Annotated in this window: 12 protein-coding genes and 1 tRNA gene; 2 read left to right on the top strand and 11 right to left on the bottom strand. The window is 45.2% G+C overall.

Annotated elements, in window-relative coordinates; translation table 11 throughout:
- Nucleotides 1–196: 196 nt before the first annotated feature.
- The 7 genes from NQ518_RS07805 to NQ518_RS07775 form a co-directional block, all read right to left on the bottom strand.
- Nucleotides 197–1,648, bottom strand: a complete 1,452-nt coding sequence (locus NQ518_RS07805; protein WP_227960194.1) for a PA14 domain-containing metallophosphoesterase — start codon at nt 1,646–1,648, stop codon at nt 197–199.
- A gap of 30 nt (nt 1,649–1,678) precedes the next feature.
- Nucleotides 1,679–2,518: an ROK family protein gene (locus NQ518_RS07800; protein ID WP_227960196.1), complete on the bottom strand. Its 840-nt coding sequence runs from the start codon at nt 2,516–2,518 to the stop codon at nt 1,679–1,681.
- Between the two features lie 28 nt (nt 2,519–2,546).
- A complete protein-coding gene (locus NQ518_RS07795) occupies nt 2,547–4,160 on the bottom strand; it encodes an MGH1-like glycoside hydrolase domain-containing protein (protein WP_227960198.1) in 1,614 nt (537 codons plus the stop codon).
- Nucleotides 4,161–4,305: 145 nt separating this feature from the next.
- A complete protein-coding gene (locus tag NQ518_RS07790; protein ID WP_227960200.1) occupies nt 4,306–5,433 on the bottom strand; it encodes an alkaline phosphatase in 1,128 nt (375 codons plus the stop codon).
- Nucleotides 5,434–5,538: 105 nt separating this feature from the next.
- Nucleotides 5,539–7,176, bottom strand: coding sequence for a RagB/SusD family nutrient uptake outer membrane protein (locus tag NQ518_RS07785; protein WP_227960202.1), 1,638 nt, complete (start codon nt 7,174–7,176; stop codon nt 5,539–5,541).
- Between the two features lie 27 nt (nt 7,177–7,203).
- A complete protein-coding gene (locus NQ518_RS07780) occupies nt 7,204–10,389 on the bottom strand; it encodes a SusC/RagA family TonB-linked outer membrane protein (protein ID WP_374211084.1) in 3,186 nt (1,061 codons plus the stop codon).
- 1,247 nt (nt 10,390–11,636) lie between these two features.
- Nucleotides 11,637–12,647: a class II fructose-bisphosphate aldolase gene (locus NQ518_RS07775; RefSeq protein WP_227205839.1), complete on the bottom strand. Its 1,011-nt coding sequence runs from the start codon at nt 12,645–12,647 to the stop codon at nt 11,637–11,639.
- 316 nt (nt 12,648–12,963) lie between these two features.
- On the opposite strand from NQ518_RS07775, the gene bglX reads away from it, so the two are divergent.
- Entirely contained in the window at nt 12,964–15,225 is a 2,262-nt protein-coding gene (gene bglX, locus NQ518_RS07770; RefSeq protein ID WP_227205841.1) for a beta-glucosidase BglX, read from the top strand.
- A 195-nt stretch (nt 15,226–15,420) separates the two neighbouring features.
- Here bglX and NQ518_RS07765 read toward each other — a convergent pair whose 3' ends face one another.
- The 3 genes from NQ518_RS07765 to NQ518_RS07755 all read right to left on the bottom strand — a co-directional run bounded on the left by NQ518_RS07765 (nt 15,421) and on the right by NQ518_RS07755 (nt 18,603).
- Nucleotides 15,421–16,467, bottom strand: a complete 1,047-nt coding sequence (locus tag NQ518_RS07765) for a DUF4831 family protein (RefSeq protein WP_227960204.1) — start codon at nt 16,465–16,467, stop codon at nt 15,421–15,423.
- 3 nt (nt 16,468–16,470) lie between these two features.
- Nucleotides 16,471–17,988 carry an NAD(P)H-hydrate dehydratase gene (locus tag NQ518_RS07760; protein WP_227960206.1) on the bottom strand — a complete coding sequence of 506 codons (1,518 nt, stop codon included), beginning with the start codon at nt 17,986–17,988 and terminating at the stop codon, nt 16,471–16,473.
- Nucleotides 17,989–18,528: 540 nt separating this feature from the next.
- Nucleotides 18,529–18,603, bottom strand: a tRNA-Val gene (locus NQ518_RS07755).
- Between the two features lie 135 nt (nt 18,604–18,738).
- On the opposite strand from NQ518_RS07755, the gene trpS reads away from it, so the two are divergent.
- Complete coding sequence (gene trpS / locus NQ518_RS07750) at nt 18,739–19,725, top strand: tryptophan--tRNA ligase (RefSeq protein WP_227960207.1); 987 nt, start codon at nt 18,739–18,741, stop codon at nt 19,723–19,725.
- A 120-nt stretch (nt 19,726–19,845) separates the two neighbouring features.
- Here trpS and NQ518_RS07745 read toward each other — a convergent pair whose 3' ends face one another.
- Nucleotides 19,846–20,712 carry an OmpA/MotB family protein gene (locus NQ518_RS07745; protein WP_227960209.1) on the bottom strand — a complete coding sequence of 289 codons (867 nt, stop codon included), beginning with the start codon at nt 20,710–20,712 and terminating at the stop codon, nt 19,846–19,848.
- Nucleotides 20,713–20,900: the final 188 nt, after the last annotated feature.

Here is a 20,900-nt window from a genome sequence, read left to right as displayed (position 1 = left end):
TGTTCACACCGTGTCATAAATGACAGTTTTATTCGTGTTCATACAAAAGGACATACTTGTCTTTTTTACATCGAACAACCTTGCTTAAATGAAAGAGCCGTGTTCATATAAGATGTTGGTTACCCAAGAAAAAATCACTTGTAGAAAGGTATCTACAAATGATTTTTATGGATGTTGGTTATAGATTGAATAAGGATTACTTCGGCAAATATAATAGTTCGCTCGGTATGCTTTGTTCTGTAACGTTTCTTGCCGAATAACCTACTTCTAAAGTTTGTCCCATATAGTCTTCAAAGTATCGAACCTCAATTTCATGAAAGCCTGGCTCGAGCGCCACTTTTCCTTCAGCTCTTCGTGCACTGTGTCCACCATCATTGTCAACAACCAATTGGTTGTCAATCAATAATTTGCTACCGTCGTCTGAGTAGGTGTAGAAGCGATATATCCCACGTTCTTTTATTTGGATGAATGCTCGGAAGATATAAGCAAAATGATCGTTTTGCTTTGCGTTGCTGATAGAGAAGTTCTTCATTGTTCCACTCTCTACCTTTTTCAACGTGTGAATGTCTTTGGTGTGCTTAATCTTACCTTCAAAATAGGTGTATGCTACCCCCTGCTTGGATGGCTTGACAGGTTTTGCAGGCAGATAGTTCATCGTTCGTTCATCTTTCGATGTGAGTGCAGACGGATAGTAGAAAGTGTCCTCTTTCTTGTTGGCTGTCCGTACCCATGTGTCAAATTTGCGCTGACCTTCGTATAGCTCGATGATTCTACCGCCACGGTCTACTTTTCCATACGCATCAAGACCACTCACACGACCATAACCTAAGGCAATATCGTATTCCATGCCGATGAAATCGTTCTCGTGGTCGTGTCCACAAAACACGCCCATTACATCTTTCATGTCGACGAAGGAAGCAAACATGCCCGAATTGATATTAGATGAACAAACCTCACCATCGCCGTAGTTCCCTAAGTAGTCGTTGCGAGTCACTACATGCTTGAACTCAACCAGCGGTATGTGGAAGAAAGCAAGTGCTGGGAGTGGTTTGTTACTGTTGACCTGGGTATATTTCTTACTTTCTGTCTGATACCATTGTATCTGGTCAAAGTGTATCCAATCGTATGCACCATACTCTTTGATTGGCGGATAGTCGTTGGAGTCAATGCAATAAATCAAGGCTGCTGGTTGGTTGCTGTTCTTATTTGAAGAATAAATAGGAATAGAACAGTTGCCATACCCCGTGATGTTGGTTGCACCTATACATCCTGCGTAATACGGAGAGGCTGTAAGCTGTTGGTATATTTCTTTTTTACTCATCACCTCGGCATCATGATTTCCCATTACAACCACAAAAGGCAGATGTGAATTTTCAAAGATTTGAATGATTGATTTCCAACCTTCTGCGGCAGGTTGTTCGGTTACAATGTCGCCTGTAAGAATGGCGATATCGGGCTGTTCAGTTTGTATGACCTTCTGAATGATTGCTGAAGTTTGCTTGCAATTAGCAGATTTCGCATCCCAATGAATGTCTGTAAATTGAGCTATCCTAAACTTTCCGTCATGAAAACGGAACGTGTGCTGACTCCATACATTAAAGGTGGTTAGGAATGTCAGTAGCAATGACAAGAAAAGTGACTTTTTCATTATTTGTAAGAATGGATAAATGAATAAATTTTATAATTGGGCAGCACCTAAAATATTACTGTCTTTAAGCTTAGAAAAGATGACTTGAACGCCTTCGGCTTCTTTCGGGAACAAGAATTTTTCGTGCATTGACTCATACATTGATTGCTCAAAGAGAGGGTGCGACAAAGAGATTCCGCCTCCGATGATGATGGCTTCAGGATTGTATGCGTACAGAATAACTTGCAATAACTTTCCTAAATGGAAGCCTAATTCTTGCCATTTTTCGATTGCTGCTTGGTCTCCTTGTGCGGCTTTCAAGGCTTCTTGCTGCCCCGTTGTATGCCATTTGTTGAACAACTGACTGCTGGTGTAGTCTTCGTAGATGCTATCCAAATAAGGAATACAGCCAATTTCGCCAGCACCAGTATGAACTCCTCGGTACACCTCATTATTGATAACGACGCCGGCACCGATACCTGTTCCCAAAGTGATGCCTACAAAATCTCTGAAAGGTTGTCCTGCTCCCAACACATTCTCTGCGGCAACAAAGCAATTCACGTCATTGTCCACTCTTGTTTCCAAGTTAAAGCGTTGTTCAAGAATTTCCTTTAGATGTACCTCTGTCCACGAGGGTATGTTTTGTACGTGGTAAACAATGCCCTTCTTGTAGTCTACAATGGAGGGTACTGCTATGCCTATGCGTTCAACTGATGAATGGTTGAGCCGTGTTATCATTTGTGCGATTTGCTCTAACACTTCATTTTGAGTTCCATTGGCAAGACATGGCTCTTGCAAGGAAGCTTCAATTTGCCCATTTCTTACTCTCGCAGCTCTAAGATTGGTGCCACCAAGGTCGATGGCTATACATGTTGTCGTTGTTTGATACATGCTTGTTTTTTTTATATCAATAAAAGTGTTAGAGGGAATGTTTACCAACCCCGACCTGTTGTTCTATTTTTTTGTCACTCCAAAGTAAGATAACTTTAAAGGGAACGTTCGTTTGAATCGTGACCTTAGGCTTCTCTTCTTTGGAGTTGCGTTTTTGTACTTTGAAGGAAATAACTCCATCCTGACCATAGGGATACTTATCAATGCCATAAGCATCTAACAGGTTGACATCCAGAGTAATGGTGTTCTGTTCATGGTTAGCTCGAATGCCAAAGATGTATTCTATAAGTTCGGCAATGGGAGGAAGCCCCGTCCAACCCACAAAGTCCTTGCGAGCCATGAAGCCTGGATTGTTACTTTCGGGTGCATAATACTCAAAGAAAGTACCCGTCTTCTTGTACACCTCCAGCACGTTGTTATAATGATTCATGGTAATATCCCATGCTAACTGTCGGTATCCTTTGTCTACGAGTCCAGAGATAATCATGTAATTGGTGCCTGGCCATACGCCTCCAACCCAATAACGCCCATTAGCTTTGTATTTAGGATGACTATGCGAGAGGGAAGGGACGCGATGCGGACGGTTAAACTTCGTGGTGTCGGTCAAGTGAGCAACCAGCTTATCCAACCGTTCTTTTGGCAACACGTCGGTGTGTAACGTCCAATAGGCATAGATACCTTGTGTAGTGCTAAGGCTGTTGTCTGCGTATTGGTCATAGAGAAAGCCATCTTTGTCGCTCCACATGTTGTCGTTAATGTATTGTGAAAGGTGCTTTATGTCATCTTCGAAGGTTTCTATCTCTTGCCAGCGTTCCAAGTAGAAGCCCATTTTCAACAAAATCTTTGCCACCATAATTTGTTGCAAGCAGGCATCTAACCATATCATGTGTCCATGACTATAGATGGTGTTGTATCCGTCTTGTACTCGTGGCATATTATCCATACCCGTTCCCCAGCCACTCGACCAGTAAGTACCATTGCGCCAAGTATGGTTTAGCTTTAACCATTTGTAGTATGCCGCCAGTACGGGGAAGACCTTGTTAAGCCGATTGTCATCGCCAAACTGGGTATAATACAGCCATTCGGACCATGGCAGAATATTCGGCCCCGTGCTGGTAGGGTCGTATCGACCGAAACAATCGCTACCATCGGCACGTATCTCTCTGCAAATAAAGCCATCGGGATGTTGCTTGGCATAAAAGTTGTCTAAGCTTTTCTGAAATGGGAAGAAGTTTTTACCATATCGGCAGAACATCGTGATAAAGGCATTGTCCCACATAAAGATGTTTCCATTGTAGGCTGGAGCGATATAACTGGTTACAAATCCAGAGTCATCTAACGGCTGACAGATGTTTTTAATTCCTATCTCCCATGCCTTCCAGTACATCTCTATTTCCTTGTTGTGCCCTTCCCAATAGGGGGATGGCAACACTTTCTTGGCTTGTGCAAAGGTTCCGGGTTGGGTTTTCTCAACCTTAGCCGTACGGAAAGTGTTCTCTGCCACCAGCGTTTCCATGACGTAGGTGTTCTTGTAAGGAAGTTTGTACAGAGGTGAACCCGACGATATTAGGTTTTGTGCCATCATGTTCAGTGGCAACATGATACCGAGAAAGAGAAGAAGTTGATACAGTTTTTTCAGCATAATTGATGATATAAGCTTTGATAAGTTATCTTGCGATAGGATTTCTTTATAATGGATACCCGCTTTTTTTGCTCGTTTCTTGTGTGACAGGTAAGTGTAATTTCGAGTATTGACTGACTTTTGAGACGAATAGTGCAAGCCACAATTATAGTCGCATCAGTTTTTTAATCTTCCAGAAGATTTCTGTATTGTCCATGAATCCAGTAAATTCTTCTGCACTAGGACCGAAAGCGTATACGGGAACCATAACGCCAGTGTGACCAGTGCTTGCAAATTTTGCTTCAATGCGTCCAGTTGCTAAGTCACCCCCGTGCAAAGTAAGACCTCCCGTTTCATGGTCAGCAGTTACGACAACTAACGTTTCACCATCTTTGGCAGCCCATTTCATGACTTCACCGATGGTACGGTCAAAGTCGTGTAGTTCTTTCATGAGCATATCCAGTTGATTAAAATGTCCATAGTCGTCTAATTGTGACCCTTCAACCATCATGAAAAATCCGTTCTTGTTTTGATTCATCAAGCTGATACCTTTCATAGTAGCGCGAGCAAGCAAGTCACCACGCTCATCAGGCAGGGGAGTGTCCACCTCGTAAGGCACGCAGAAAACCTTTCCGCTTTCCCATTTTTCTAATTCCTCCCACGTTCTGGCAATGTAGTAGCCTTGATTTTTCAACTCTTCGAAGATGTTACGACTGTCTTTCCTGTTCGTGAAATACTTGGCTCCACCACCAAAAGCAAAGTCAATGCCACTGGTTGGATAGTCGGCTACGATTTCTTGTTCATTGTCCCTGTTAATGTTATGGCAGCAGAAGTCGGCAGGCGTGGCATCCCATAAGCGGCATGTCACGGCAATCCCCGCATCTTTGCCTTTTCGTTTTGCAAGATCTATGATTGTTGTAAGCGGTTTCCCTTCTGGGTCAACCCCTACGGCATGGTATTTTGTTTTGTGTCCTGTTGCCAATGCTGTGCCACCTGCGCCCGAGTCGGTGATGAGCTTATCGGTGCAATGGGTAGCCGACAGTCCAATGTATTGTGCATTGTCGAGCCATAAACGTCCTCGATTGCACACCCAAGCGGCATAGACATCCATCAGCGACATGCCGTCGCCTATCATTAAGATAACATTTTTTACTTTCTTTCCTTTGGGAGCCTTGAGCTTTTCTGCCTTGTATGGGTGCTCCATGGTGTATGTTTGCATGTTGGTATTTTGTGCAAACAAGCCCGAGTAAGCGTTTACTAATAGTGCTACTAATAGCAGAATTTGACGTTTCATTAAATATAAATTCTTAGAATTACAAAAGTACAAAATATTTATAAAAATAGTCTATCCTTTTTTGTGGAAAGGATAGACTATCTTCTATATTAACGATGGATAGAATTAGTTGTATCCCTCATTTTGCTTTAGTTGCCCATTCGATTCAGTGATCGCCTTACTTGGATATGGGAACACAATGAGGTGGTCGTCGTAAGTAGTAATCCTATCCTGATTATCTGCATAAGGTACAATCTCAAAGGATGACTCAGGATTAGAACGGTCCTTGTACTTACGAACACGAGGTTGACTTGTCAATGCTTTGGCTGTAACGTCTTTGAGCTCTGGACAGCTCTTATGCCAGCGTTTTAAGTCATAGAGAGCATCGTAAAACTCAAAGGTAAGTTCGCATCTTCGTTCGTGATAGATATCCATCATTGTAGGATTGTGGTCGAGTGAGGCGAGGTTTGAGCGATTGCGCACCTTATTAATATCCTTGGCGGCGGCAGCTGCATTGCCCATCATGATGTTAGCTTCTGCACGGAACAGATACATTTCTGCCATACGAATTAACGGGAACATGATGCGAGTAGTGGGCCAGTTCTCGTTACCACTCACCATTCCTTTCTTTACAAAGTCTTCTGGTTCGAATGCTTGCATGTACTTGTTGCACATAAAGCCTGATTCTATGTCAGATGAAGAAAAGAATTTTCTGGTTTTTCCAAAGAATTTGAACTCTTGGTTGTATTCTAACAGAGTACGTTTCAAGCGTACATTGTCTTTGCCGTCTTTCATCAGCTCTTCGTAGATCTCGTATGAGGGCTTGTTTTGTCCCCATCCGTTGTAGACACCCCATGCTTTATTTTCCAAAACAACGCCTGTAAATTCAATACCACCAGGTGTTTGACCGCCATAGCCAGGCACACCCCATAGATATTCTTTACCATAGAATTTGCTCATGTCAGAGGTAAATACCTCATCATAGGTAGAAGCAAGACCGCGTCCATATTTGTTTTCCAGTTCATCTACACAAGCAACAACATGTTTCCACTGTGACTTGTCCCAGCAAGCCCAATATGCGTACGTTTTTGCCTTGTATGCTACACAAGCAGCTTGGTGTGCACGACCCTTATTGTTATCATCGTATTGGTCAACCGTAGGAAGATATTGAATGGCTTTGTCCATGTCTTCAATAATCATCTTGTAATCGTCCATGACCGTTGCACTTTGCTTTGGAATGCTATTGTCATAGCCATTTTCAAAATCTTCGTAGCGTACAAATGGCACACCCTGTTTATCAGTACCATAGCGGTATGCGATATAGAAGTGGCACATTCCACGTACAAACAAAGCTTCACCTAACGAGCGGCTCTCTACTGGAGTCAATTTGGTTTGTTTTTCCTTGTTCAGTAACTTTACAATGACCCAGTTGGCTCTTGCCATTTGGTTATAAAATTGCTCAAAGGTGTCTCTTAATGGACTTTCGTCACCGCTGTATTTCAAGGTTGCTAACGTGCCATAGCCTCGTGTGCGTCCCCATACAACATCCTGACCGCCGCCTTGTTCCCAGAAGAATTCACGACCAAAAACATTCTCTTGGTGCAACCTTCCGTACAACATGTCAATGGCATCAATGGCTTGTTGGTCATTGACAAAGTAGTTTTCTGTTGTTGGCTTTCCCTCTGGCTGTACGTCAAGAAAGTCGCTGCACGATGTAAAAGTCACAGCAGCTACAACAGTGATAATTGAAATATATTTTTTCATAATGATAAAATTCTTAGCTGTTTGGTTTTAATAAGTAATCTTTACACCTAATGAAAGTACTCTTGACAGAGGATATTTCATCGTGTCAAAGCCACCCACCTCTGGGTCCATGCCCGAATACTTGGTGATGGTGAAAACATTCTCTGCGCTGAAATATACGTAGAGCGAGCTTTTACGATCGTTCAGGTGTCCCCATTTCTGGATTAAGTCTGTAAAGTCGTATCCTATGGTTAGGTTCTTTAAGCGCAAGTAGGATGCATCTTCCAAGTACCAGTCCGAAGAAGTAGTGAAGTTACCGTTAGGATCGTTCTTTGAAATACGTGGAATATCGCTTCCCCTGTTTTCAGGAGACCACGCATCCAATATCTTGTTCCAGCGGTTGAAGTTACCCTCTGTGTCGCTCAGTGTGAGGTGCTTTCCTACAAAGAGCGCCTGAGCGCCAGACACACCTTGGAACATGGCACTTACAGATAGTCCTTTCCAATTAAATCCTGCTGTGAGTGCATAGGTCGTCTTTGGCATAGAACTACCACAATATTGCCGGTCTTTGTCGTCAATCTTCCCATCCTTGTTGGCATCAATGAACTTCAAATCACCAGCCTTAGCATTGGGTTGTATGCGTTTGCCATCTTTGTCAACGTATGCTGCAGCTTCTTCATCACTTTGGAAAATACCGTCTGTCTTAATGAGGTGGAACGAGTTAAGAGCTTGTCCTTGCGTTGTCTGGAAAAGATTTGTGAGGTTTTTGAAATCATTATGTCCATAAACGTCACCTACCCAGATGCCAGGATTACCTTTCTCATCATAGGTTCCAGTGTCGGTAACACGGTTTTTCAGCCACGCAAAGTTACCATTGATATAATAAGAGAAGTCTTTATTCACTTGATCGTTCCATGCGGCTTGCACTTCCACACCTTCGTTCTTAACTTCTCCTAAGTTAACAAGCATGGCATCAAGACCTATTGTTGAGGGCCAACCTACAGATTGTTGCTGTATAAGATTGTAGGTGCGCTTGTTGAAATAGTCAAATCCTAAAGACAACCTGTTGTTGAACATGGCTGCATCCAAACCTAAATCCCACTGCTCGGATGTTTCCCAAGTCAACGATGGATTCAATGCTGTACCATTATATATGAGGGTTCCCCATAAGGTGTTACTTGTAACGCCGTACTGTGCACCTTCTGACCATACGTCTGATGACAGTTGGGCAGCTTTGTAACCATAACCAATGGAGCCAAGATTACCAACGCGTCCCCAAGAAGCACGAAGTTTCAGTAAGTTTAGATTTTTATTTTTAGCGAACCAGCTTTCATTTGAGATTTTCCATGCACCTGTGAAAGCGGGGAAGTCGCCATAGTTATTATCCTTAGGCAGACGACCTGCGTAGTCTCTACGCCATGATGCCGTTAGGAAATAACGATCGTCGTACGAATAAGAAGCACGTGCAATGCAAGCTACGTTTGCATCAGGACCAATAAGATAGTCGTCTGGTGTGGTAGTTCCAGCGTATGCCAAATATTGAAGAGCAGGAGTTTCGTCCGAGAAACCACGTGCATTCACGCTAACACCTCGTTGTACCAACTTGTTGGCTGTTGTAGATAACAAGAGCCCCAGGTTGTGTTTCCCAAAGGAATTATCGTAAGTCAGTGTGTTTTCTGTCATCCATTTTTTATATCTGTAAGCCGATTCGTTCATCTCGTTAAAGAGTTGTGGCTTACCAGATTCAGGACGCATGGGGGTGAACTCCTTATAGAAGTTGTTTTCAATGTTGAAAGAAAATCTGCTGGTAAACTTCAATCCTGGAACAATGTCATGAAGCTGTAGTGAGGTGGTTGACCACATATCACTCGTTTTGTTATAAGCATTGCTGGCACATAGTATGCGCACAGGGTTGATAGCATCACCATGAATGTCGGTGTAACCGTTACCAGGCTCTGAAACGCCACCATAGGTTCCGTCTGGATTGTAAACACTGGCACTCGAAGGCATGTGTAATGCGTTCATAATGACACCACCTTCAGGGTTTGCAGTGTTGGCTCCGCGCATTTGCGAGTTGCGCCAAGTGAAATCCTCGGTAATGGTTATCCATTTGTTAATGTCGAACTGACCGTTATAATGTATGGTGTGTCTTTTGTTGAATGTGCCAATCAACACACCGTCGTCGCCGTCATAGGCATAACTCAACCGACTTCTTGCCGAGGAGGTACCTGTGTTGATCACCACGTTGTGTCTTTGGTAGAAAGCATTTCTAAATACCTCGTCCATCCAGTCGGTACGATTGGTGGCGATATAAGGATTCACTTTTGTATCCCATCCAATAGGAGTATCCAGTCCTGCTGCCTTATACGAGATATTAGCCAGCTTGATTTGCTCTTCTGCAGTGAGTGCTTTGGGCAGGTTGGTAGCTTGTCTGAAACCATATAAGCCGTCATAGCTCAAGCTCACTTTTCCTTCTTTGGCTTTCTTGGTTGTTACCAACACACAGCCTCCAGCTCCCGATTGTGCACCATAGATGGCTGCTGATGCAGCATCTTTCAGTACGACAATTGACTCTATGTCATTCATAGAAGGGATAGGAGCGCCTGGGATGCCGTCTACAACCCACAGCACATTGTCGCCATTCATGGAGCCTTGTCCGCGAATAACAATGTTTGGTGCAGAAGTAGGGTCACCTCCATTGGCTGTAATAGTAACACCTGCCAACTGACCTTGCAGCATACCTTCCGTAGAGCTGACTGGACGAACGGATAGTTTATCCGCATTATTAATCACGCCTACAGAGGCAGAAAGGTCTTGTTTGCGTTGACCAGCACCGTAGCCTAATACAACCACCTCATCAAGGGAGGCACGATCCTCTGCCAAAACAACAGTTATGTTGTTGCTAACTACTGTTACTTTTTTAGTAACATACCCAATAGATGAGATTTGCAGTTCAGCATTTCTTGCAACGCTGAGTGTAAATTTACCATTCATGTCTGTGACAGTACCATTGCCACTACCTACAATTTTAATGGTAGCCCCAATTACGGGTTCTCCATTAGTATCGGTTACGGTACCTGTAATGTGGTCAGCTTCCTGATGACTCATCTCTACCTTGTTTGCATTTGCATTATATGCAGATGCCATTGCAGGCAAACACAGTGTCAATGCCGTTAAAGCGGTGACTTTGAACAGCTTGTTTTTGTTGCCTACTGAAAAAATAAACTTCTTCATGCAGTTGAAATTAATAGTGATAGTATAATTGTTTTAGATTTCTCTTTTTGCCATGCAAAGATAATTAGCGTAGCTTATATTTTTAGCATAAGTGGGTAAAAATAGATACGGTTCTTGTTCTTTTCATAGTTTTGTAATCTATTTGTAATAAGCGAGTTGCTTGTATTTCTCTTTTATTATTGAAAACTTCTTATTAGATTTTAAGACCTTTAGCTCAACGGTGCGAATTTAATACTTTTTTATAGAATAATGATACGTTTTTGCGTATTTTAATATTGAAAATGCGCAAAAACGTCAAATAAGGCGTGGCTCATTCAGTTAGAATGGTGTTTTAACATCGCAAAAACGCCAAAAAAACAGCGTGTGTGAAATTGGTGGTACGCTGTATGTAAGGACAATAGACGCTGAATTTTTCTTACAAAGTGCCTCTCATATTTCTCGTGTAAACAACCAACGTCACAATTGGTCGCAAATACGCCAAAAATGAGCGATGTTTGTAATTCGTTGTAGTTAAGTATGTTATGCTTGAGACTCCTCTTTTCATTCCCGTTTTTATTGTTTTTTGGCGACTAAAGCATTGAGATAAGCCTCTAATTTGCATGCTTTAATGCTGCTGAAGCATGTGAATAACACGCTCAATACATGTTTCCAAGCCCGTAAAGTCAATGTACTAACTTGAAGAAACGTTTTTTTTGTTCAAGTCAGCGTATTTTTGTCTACCGCTTGCCTATTGATTTTTTCTATTTTGAAGATTTTCAATGACCGTTTTTTGGTAAAATAATAGTACAAAATAGTAATGTCTGATGATAGCATTTGCTTCCTGTTTCTTTGGCCATACAACAGCACCTTTTATGCCATAGGTTTCTTTATACGAGGGGGGGGGGTACATGCGGCAAACGAGCCATGCGTCTTGGTCTTTTTGTTTGGCACAGGTTAAAGACCTCCTGCAAGTAAATGGTGGGCGTAGGCTTCTGTAAAATCGGATAGAAAAATAAGACGTACCATATTTAGAATAATATCAAATCATCATTCATGTCATGATAATAAATTTCCTCTTTTACAGTAGAATGCTTACATGGATTTATAAAGAAAGCGGGTATCAAACAAAGTTGATCCCGCTTTTTTCGAATGCTGTACGATGTATTTACCTCAATGGAAGCAAGTGCTATCGTACTGCTTGATGAAAAGACTACGCCATGCTTAACAATGTTCTCATTGAATGGTCATCCTTTCATCTCCAATGGCAATTAGTCTAATTGTGCCAACTTGTTGTTCGATCCCAGTACGTTTACAATCTTATGTGTGTAAAGTTCTGTCATCAAGTCGCGAGCCGGACCGCAGTATTTACGTGGGTCAAACTCTCCTGGTTTCTCGTTGAACACCTTGCGAACGGCAGCGGTGAAAGCCAAACGAGAGTCAGAGTCGATGTTAATCTTGCAAACAGCGCTCTTCGCAGCCTTGCGCAATTGCTCTTCAGGGATACCAACTGCATCAGGCAACTTGCCACCATTCTCGTTGATAATCTTCACATACTCCTGTGGAACAGAAGATGATCCGTGGAGAACGATTGGGAAACCAGGAAGTTTCACCATGATTTCGTCCAAGATATCGAATGCCAAGGGTGGCGGAACCAACAGACCTGTCTTCGGGTCGCGTGTGCACTGTTCCGGTGTAAACTTGTAGGCACCGTGCGATGTACCGATAGAGATAGCCAGTGAGTCAACGCCCGTACGATTTACGAAGTCAATTACCTCTTCTGGTTTTGTATAATGAGACTCCTCGGCTACAACCTCATCTTCAACGCCAGCCAATACGCCAAGCTCGCCTTCTACGGTAACATCAAATTGATGTGCGTATTCAACAACCTTCTTTGTCAGAGCGATATTCTCTTCGTAAGGAAGTGAAGAACCGTCGATCATGACAGAAGAGAAGCCGTAATCGATACAGCTCTTGCATGTTTCAAACGAGTCACCGTGATCCAAGTGCAGTGCTATTTCAGGATGAGCGCAGCCCAACTCTTTCGCATACTCAACAGCACCCTGCGCCATGTAGCGAAGCAATGTTTGGTTGGCGTAGGCACGAGCACCTTTTGAAACCTGCAAGATAACAGGTGACTTTTCTTTTGAAGAAGCCGTGATGATGGCTTGCAACTGCTCCATGTTGTTGAAGTTGAATGCTGGGATGGCGTAACCGCCATTGATGGCTCTCTTAAACATCTCGCGTGTGTTTACGAGACCTAATGATTTGTAATCTACCATATTATTTAAATATTTAAAGTGAGTTTCCACTATCTTAGGGAATCAATGCAAAGTTAGCATTTTAATTTGGCATGACAAAGTGATGCAACATTTTTTAATGAATGAACTCCTGTGCATAATCTTTCTGTCTAATGATAGCCATCTTTGCCTGCCTAATTGTCAATTGCACATGCCAAAATCAGATAGTTGTAAACTCCTGGCTTCTTTTTGACTGAAAAATGGTTGGAATATCCAATCTGTTTTCATGAAAATGGTTAACTTTGCATAACCAGTAAATCTATGCGGCAGCAAAAAAATAATATAGCAATAAGATACGATGAAAAAACTGTTTGTTCTATTGGCTTTGTGTGTTGTTTCGACGAATGTCGTGGCACAAAACAAACCCATGAAGGAGTTCGTGGATGAACTTATGTCTAAAATGACCTTAAAAGAGAAGTTGGGGCAGCTGAATCTGTTGCCTGCCGGTAACATTACCACGGGAGCGGCGCAAAATAATCCTATCGTTCATCAAATCAAGGATGGTGAATTGGGTGGTGTGTTCAACATTAAAGGGCTGGATGAGATTCGCACTTTGCAGGAAATGGCTATCAAGAAATCTCGCCTTGGCATTCCATTGCTGGTGGGTATGGACGTGATTCATGGTTACGAAACCATCTTTCCGGTTCCTTTGGCCTTGGCTTGTAGTTGGAATTTGGAGGGCATTGAAAACAGCGCGCGTGTGGCAGCGCTCGAAGCAAGTGCCGAGGGAGTGAACTGGACCTACTCGCCTATGGTTGATATCAGTAGGGATGCGCGATGGGGACGCATTGTGGAAGGTGCCGGAGAAGATCCTTATTTGGGCAGTCTTATCGCCAAAGCCATGGTCAAGGGCTATCAAGGTGATTACAGTTTGCCATCGAACATCATGGCCTGTGTGAAGCATTTTGCTTTGTACGGTGCGTCAGAAGCTGGGCGAGATTACAACACAGTGGACATGAGTAGGCTGCGAATGTACAATGAGTATTTTGCTCCTTACAAGGCAGCTGTTGAGGTTGGGGTGGGCAGTGTGATGACCTCTTTCAACCTCGTGGATGGCATTCCGGCCACAGCCAATGCATGGTTGGTCAATGACGTGCTGCGCAAACAATGGGGATTTGATGGCTTTGTCGTCACTGATTACGCTTCCATCCATGAAATGACAACGCATGGCGTAGGCGATTTGGCAACCTCTTCGGCTCGAGCCTTGCGTGCAGGAACCGACATGGACATGGTGGCAAAAGGGTTTATCGGCACGTTGGAGCAATCATTGGCCAACGGACAGGTTTCCATGGCTGACATCAACCAGGCTTGTCGCAGGGTGCTGGAGGCGAAATATAAGTTGGGTTTGTTCAAAGATCCATATAAATACGTGCGGGTGAAGAACAGAAATCAGTATGTATATACTGCTGCCAATCGGAAAGCGGCTCGTGATTTGGCAGCTGAAACGTTTGTGTTGTTGAAGAACGAGAATCAGGTTTTACCTTTGAAGAAGCAGGGTAAAATCGCTTTAATCGGCCCTCTGGCCAACGATCGAGCTAATCTTTGTGGGACCTGGTGTGTGGCGATGGCACCCGAACGTTATTCAACATTAAAAGAAAGTATGGAGCGTGCCTTGAAAGGAAAGGCCCAATTGCTCTACGCACAAGGCTGCAACATCGCTTCAGATGATGCTTTGCAGAAGGCTGGTGAGCAGGGTAAAAATATCATGCGGGTAGATGATGCGCAAGCAAAGGCCGAGGCTCTTGCCGTGGCTGCGCAGGCTGATGTCATCATTGCCGCCATGGGAGAGGCGGCTGAGTTCAGCGGTGAGAGCCACAGTCGGGTTAATTTGGAACTGCCCGACGTGCAAATGGCCCTGCTTAAAGAACTTGTTGCGACCGGAAAACCTGTGGTATTGCTGAACTTCTCGGGCCGTCCCACCATCTTAAATTGGGAAAAAGCGCATGTTCCGGCTATCTTGAACGTGTGGTTCGGAGGCAGTGAAGCGGGTGATGCCATTTGCGATGTGGTCTTTGGTGATAAGAATCCATGTGGCAAACTCACCACCAGCTTTCCGCAACATGTGGGACAAATTCCTTTGTACTACAATCATTTCAACACCGGTAGGCCTGTCGCAGACGGTGCTGACCGCTTCTTTAGCTTCCAGAGCAACTATCTTGATGTTCGCAATGATCCACTTTATCCCTTCGGCTATGGACTCAGTTATACTACTTATCAGTATGGTGAGCTGAAGTTGGACAGCAAGACGATGAGCCCACATGGCCAAATTACCGTTACCATTCCCGTGACCAATACCGGCAACAGGGATGGGATAGAGGTCGTGCAACTTTACATTCGCGACGTGGTTGGTAGCATCGCCCGACCCGTAAAAGAGTTGAAAGGCTTTCAACGCTTGTCGCTCAAGGCTGGTGAAACAGCCACGGCGACATTTACCATAGATGCCAGTAAGTTGAAATTCTACAACTATGACTTAAAAGAGGTGGTCGAACCGGGTGAGTTTGACGTGATGGTTGGCCCCAATAGTCGTGACCTCAAGCGTGCCACCATCACCGTCCAATAAGATAAAGTGGCTGCATCGGTGGGGCAGGGGGTGGTGATTTGCCGTTCCCCACTTCATCAGTTAACACCTGTTCTTCATCATTATCAAAATGATGAAGTTTCAGAAAACGGGTGTAGTATTGAGATTTTTATTACAGTATTGTTACCTCTCGCGTGACAAGCCCATTGGCTTCACCTCGTTCCTGCGCCGCCCTGTTTAGTCAAGAGCCTCGGTTTCGAGATGCACTACGTTGCCGGTCACGGGATTGAGCACGACGTGCGTGGTAAATTTCTTGCCCCACAGCTCGCCGCTGAGGTTCTCTATGCGGCCGAATTGGGCTGCATAAGTTTCAAAAGAGGCTGCCGGTTGTTCTTCTTTGTACAGCGTGATTTTGATTTTTCCTGGCAGATTTACGTTGATGCCCACGTCACGCTTGTCTTTTTTCTTCACTTCAACGGGCATCTTCAATGTTGGTATTACCTGTTCATCCTGAATGCTAATGTAGTAGGGCGCGCCACCCAAATCGTCTTGATCCACCATACCCAAGTGCTTGGAAAAGCGGAAGAGCAGCGCCTTGTCCACTTCTTTCGTCGGCACATAGTCAACAAATACCTGCATGGTATCTACGGTTGTGGTGCCTTGGAAGAACCGCAGCATGGCCTTTTCCTGCACGTTCAGGTTGTTCAGCATAATCTTCAGCTGCTCGCCATCCTTTGGCATGAATTCGGCTTCGCCGCGCGACAATTGGTTCTTACTGTCGCGAATGTCGTAGATGTCCTGTGCAATCAGCTCGGCGGTCTTGGCACTACTGCCCGCCGCCAACATCTCTGCCGTCATGTATTTGGCCGGGTCGATGGGCGTAGGCTTGCGCGCTGGCTTGAACGCAGGCAGGCTCTCCACCGCTCTCGGTTTGTCATTCACGGCCATGATGACCCCGTTTTGGTCGCGGTTCACGCTCACGATACTGTGTTTCTTATCGATGGTGGCCGTGAATTGCTTGGCCGAATCGGGTACCGCGTATGTGTCCATCTGTGTCGCCACGATGCGATAAGTCGTCGTGGGCTGGTCGTTTACGGGCGTTTTGATGAATCTTTCAGAATATCGGGCGTATTCACCCGGTGTGAAAGTGGTTTTCTCGATGAGCAATGAGAAGCGCAAAGTCGTCTTCGGAAGAAAGTAAGTAACCCCCTCTGTTGGTATCTGAGCTTGCGCCGTAGCGTGGCAGAAGGTCAGAAGCAAAGTTGATAAAATGAGCTTATTCATGTCTTAGTCGTTTAATCGTTTGAAAGCTTGTGGGATGAAGCGCACAATGTCGCCGGCCGTCATGCTCTCCTGTCCCAGTTCCTTGGCGGCCAAGTCGCCCGCCAGTCCGTGTAGGAACATGCCCACGGCGCAGGCGTCAGCCGGTTGATACCCACGCGCCGCCAGTCCTGTGATGATGCCCGTTAGCACGTCGCCGCTGCCCGCCGTGGCCATTCCCGCATTGCCGGTGGCGTTGAAGATGACGTGACCGTCGGGCAGACATAGTGCCGTGTGATGCCCTTTCAGCAACACATAGCCATGCAGACGTTGGGCCAGTTCGATGGCCTTTTGTAGTCTTTCGTAGCCCCCCCCACAGGTATTTCCCACCAGTCGGTCGAACTCTTTAGGGTGTGGCGTCAGGATGATGTTCTTGGGCAGCTGCTGCATCCATGCGCGGTGCGTGCCCAACATGTTCAGGGCATCGGCATCGACTACCACGGGACACTGCGCCCGGCGCACCTGAGCAATCATGGCGATGGCCGTGGTCTCATCCTGTCCCAGTCCGGGACCGATGCCCAACGCGTCAAAGTCGTCGGTATCAACCGGCTCACTAAACACATTTTCGTCGGCATCGGCGCGCATTACCGCTTCCGGAACGCTGATTTGCAGGATGTCGTTGTTGCCCTTGGGTGAGCATACCGTTACCTTTCCCACGCCAGCTCGCAGACATGCTCTCGTTGCCAGTACGGCTGCGCCTGCCATGCCATAGCTGCCGGCCACCAAGAGCGCGTGCCCCATGTCGCCTTTGTGCGCCGTGCAGGGCCTGCGCAGCAGTTTTTGCCGCACGTCTTGCTCTTCCAAGATGGTGTAAGTTGCATCCGTCTTGTTGATAAACTCCTCGGACAACCGTATGTCCAGCACCTTCACACGGCCAAGAAAGCATTGCATGTCGGGCAACATCATGGCCAGTTTCTTTTGTTGTAGCGTCAGGGTCAGGTTGGCCTTGATGATATGTGTGCGCACGTTGAACGTGTTGTCCTCGGGCAGCAGTCCCGATGGCAGGTCGATGCTCACCACCTGACAAGGCGACTGGTTGATATATTTCACAAGCGAGGCAAAGCCGCCGTTGAGCGGTTTGTTAAGTCCCGAACCAAAAAGACCGTCCACCACCAGGGTGTCTGCGTCCAGGGTGGGCGGCTCAAAGTTGAGCGTAATCTCCTTGAACAGGTCTGCTTTTTTCGCCTCAACGATGCGTTTCTTGTTGATGGCACAGTCTTCCGACAGCTTGTTGCTGGTGTTGAACAGGTAGACACTCACCGTGTAACCTCTTTCCGTCAGCATGCGAGCCACGGCCAGCGCATCGCCTCCGTTGTTTCCTGGGCCGGCAAACACCACGACGGGCGTGCGGTTGGTCCACTCTTCGGTTATGGCTTGGGTTAAAGCCTGTGCGGCGCGTTCCATCAAATCGATGCTTTTGATGGGTTCGTGCGCAATGGTATGTTGGTCAAGCTCATGTATCTGAGCACTTGTTAATATCTTCATCCTTGCAAAAATACAAAAATAATACCAATGCATGGGCATGGGCTGTCCTATTTTTCGTTAATTTGAATCAAAATGGAGCATCCGTTTTTACGGCTCTTTCATTGAAGGACAATATTGTTGAACTACAAATGTAACAAATGAATGCGTATGAAGTAAATAAGACAATGAACGCAAACGTTCTGCAAATGAAACAAAACTTCCGACATGGACATGTTGCACATCTTTCCCAAATTCGTTTGATTTTGTGAACGTCAGCGTTCATTGATTTTAAACAATAAAATTTGTTTCTTTTTGTTCAATTTGTTGTTGAAAAAATGAATGATATGAGGATGAAAAACAAAGTCATTGCTATTGGAGGCCAAAGTCTTTGCTATTGGACGCTAAAGTCATTGTAATTGGAGGCCAAACTCAATGCTATTGAAATGGATTTGTAACTCGTTGATTGACTGATTGATAAAACGTTGGTGGGCGAGGCGGTGCGAACATGAAGGCAAAAAAAATATCCCTGCAATCCCGAAGGATTACAGGGAAACACCCCAGTGGGCGTTGACGGATTCGAACCGCCGACCCTCTGCTTGTAAGGCAGATGCTCTAAACCAGCTGAGCTAAACGCCCTTGCTACTTGAAGTAAGCGGGTGCAAAGATATGCCTTTTTCTGATAACCTCCAAACTTTTGATTATATTTTTTTGCGTTGAGTTCAATTTGATGTACCTTTGCAGATGATAATCAATTAAAAAAAGGAATAGATAATGGAAAAAGTAGTTAGTGGAATACGCCCGACAGGTTATTTACACCTGGGAAATTATTTCGGTGCAGTGAAGAGCTTCATAGAGATGCAGGACAAGTATGATTGCATGTTTTTCATTGCAGACTGGCATTCATTGACCACTCGACCCAAACCAGAAGACATACAAGACAGCGCACGCATCATTTTGGCTGAATATCTTGCCTGTGGTATCGATCCCCAAAAGGCTCCCATCTATGTTCAGAGTGACGTGAAAGAAACGCTGGAATTGTATCTTTACCTCAACATGAACACTTATATCGGCGAACTGGGACGCGTCACCACGTTTAAGGAGAAGGCTCGTCAGCAGCCCGACAACGTCAACGCGGGGCTCTTTACATACCCAACGCTCATGGCCGCCGACATCTTGCAGCATCGGGCTAAGAAGGTTCCGGTAGGTAAAGATCAGGAACAAAATATGGAAATGGCGCGTAAGTGCGCCTCGCGCTTCAACAGAATCTATGGCGTAGACTTCTTTCCTGAACCGCAAAACTTCTATTTCAACTCGCAGGCATTGAAGGTGCCGGGCCTGGATGGAAGTGGAAAGATGGGGAAGAGCACCGGAAACTGCATCTATCTGCACGATGATGACAAGACTATCTCTAAGAAAGTGATGAAGGCCGTGACGGACAGTGGCCCCGAGAAGGCCAATAGTGAGAAGCCGGAGGTGATTGAAAACCTGTTCACGTTCTTGCGAATTTGCTCGACACAAGACACATACGACTATTTTGATGAGAAGTGGAACGATTGCAGCATTCGCTACGGAGACTTGAAAAAGCAGATTGCAGCGGACATCTGTGCGACAGTAGCTCCTATCAGAGAGAAGATTAACGAATACATTTCGAATAAGGAGTTGCTGGACAAGATTGCCAAAGAGGGTGCCGACCGGGCGCGCGAAAGTGCCAGCACTACCTTGAAAGAGGTGCGTAGAATCATCGGGTTCAGGTCATAACAGGTCTGACAAAGGCTGCATGAACACCGAAAGCGGGGGCGTTCCAACATTTGGAACGCCCCCGCTTTCAGTTATATTTTTACCTGCCGAGACCTGAGGCATCGGCAGAAAATCGTTGCGTTACTTCGCCATGCCCTCGTTCTCGGGTGCCTTGTCAATCAGATCCATGAACTGGTCGAGCTTCGGTGTGATGATGATTTGCGTACGGCGGTTGCGCTGTTTGCCCAATTCCGTGTTGTTGCTTGTCAGCGGATTGTACTCACCACGGCCGCCGGCAGTCATTCGTTTGGGATCAACACCATAGTGGCTTTGCAAGAACTGCACCACGCTCGATGCGCGAAGGGTTGACAAATCCCAGTTGTTGCGGATGTTTTTCATCAGCGGACTGTTTTGGTTTACCGGCACGTTGTCCGTGTTACCCTCTACCAAGACATCGTAATCCTTGTAGTCCATGATGATTTTGGCAATCTTGCTCAGCGTCTCTGCAGCACGGTCATTAATCTCGTAAGAGCCGCTCTTGTACAGCATGTTGTCGGCCAAGCTGATGTATACCACGCCCTTGAGTACCTGAACGTCAACCTCTTTCAACTCCTCACGACTCAAAGAGCGGGTGAGGTTGTTGGTCAGCACCATGTTCAGCGAGTCTGACTTTGACTTTACTTCCACCAAATGGCGGATGTATTGGTTGGACTCATTAATCTGATCAACCAACTTAGAGATGTTGATGTTGTTGGAGCTGGTGTTCAACAAACTCTTGTCCAGTGACTTATGCAAAGCAGCGTAGTCGTTCTTTTGCTGTGCAAGTTGTTCCACCAGCGAGGTAACGCGAGCCTGTGCGGCAGCCAGTTGTTCCTTGGCTGTCATGTAGTTGTTTGTCAACTCGCGGTTCTCCGTTTGACAATTCTCTAAATCTTTCTTGCTGGCACAGCCTGTAACAAGTAATGTTGCGGCCAACAAGGGTAATATAAAAGCATTTTTCTTCTTCATGATTTTATTGTTTTATTCAGTTTAAAATCTTCTTTTCGTGTGTGTCTGGCTCTTGGATGAACGTCATTTTAAGCCTGTTTGGGTACACGGTTCTTTTGCCAAATATACATATAATGACGGCAAAGGCAATGAGAAGTAAACTGAAATTAAAATATTTTAACCGCTTAAGCCGTTATTTATTGAGCGTT

Source organism: Hoylesella buccalis ATCC 35310 (assembly GCF_025151385.1).
GTDB lineage: Bacteria > Bacteroidota > Bacteroidia > Bacteroidales > Bacteroidaceae > Prevotella > Prevotella buccalis.
Note: the sequence above shows the minus strand (reverse complement) of the source record. Positions and strands in the feature narration are given on the sequence as shown.

Excerpts from the sequence above, each read along its gene's own strand:
- NQ518_RS07805 (WP_227960194.1), bottom strand. The coding sequence starts at position 1,648 with ATGAAAAAGTCACTTTTCTTGTCATTGCTACTGACATTCCTAACCACC.
- NQ518_RS07800 (WP_227960196.1), bottom strand. The coding sequence starts at position 2,518 with ATGTATCAAACAACGACAACATGTATAGCCATCGACCTTGGTGGCACC.
- NQ518_RS07795 (WP_227960198.1), bottom strand. The coding sequence starts at position 4,160 with ATGCTGAAAAAACTGTATCAACTTCTTCTCTTTCTCGGTATCATGTTG.
- NQ518_RS07790 (WP_227960200.1), bottom strand. The coding sequence starts at position 5,433 with ATGAAACGTCAAATTCTGCTATTAGTAGCACTATTAGTAAACGCTTAC.
- NQ518_RS07785 (WP_227960202.1), bottom strand. The coding sequence starts at position 7,176 with ATGAAAAAATATATTTCAATTATCACTGTTGTAGCTGCTGTGACTTTT.
- NQ518_RS07780 (WP_374211084.1), bottom strand. The coding sequence starts at position 10,389 with ATGAAGAAGTTTATTTTTTCAGTAGGCAACAAAAACAAGCTGTTCAAA.
- NQ518_RS07775 (WP_227205839.1), bottom strand. The coding sequence starts at position 12,647 with ATGGTAGATTACAAATCATTAGGTCTCGTAAACACACGCGAGATGTTT.
- bglX (WP_227205841.1), top strand. The coding sequence starts at position 12,964 with ATGAAAAAACTGTTTGTTCTATTGGCTTTGTGTGTTGTTTCGACGAAT.
- NQ518_RS07765 (WP_227960204.1), bottom strand. The coding sequence starts at position 16,467 with ATGAATAAGCTCATTTTATCAACTTTGCTTCTGACCTTCTGCCACGCT.
- NQ518_RS07760 (WP_227960206.1), bottom strand. The coding sequence starts at position 17,988 with ATGAAGATATTAACAAGTGCTCAGATACATGAGCTTGACCAACATACC.
- trpS (WP_227960207.1), top strand. The coding sequence starts at position 18,739 with ATGGAAAAAGTAGTTAGTGGAATACGCCCGACAGGTTATTTACACCTG.
- NQ518_RS07745 (WP_227960209.1), bottom strand. The coding sequence starts at position 20,712 with ATGAAGAAGAAAAATGCTTTTATATTACCCTTGTTGGCCGCAACATTA.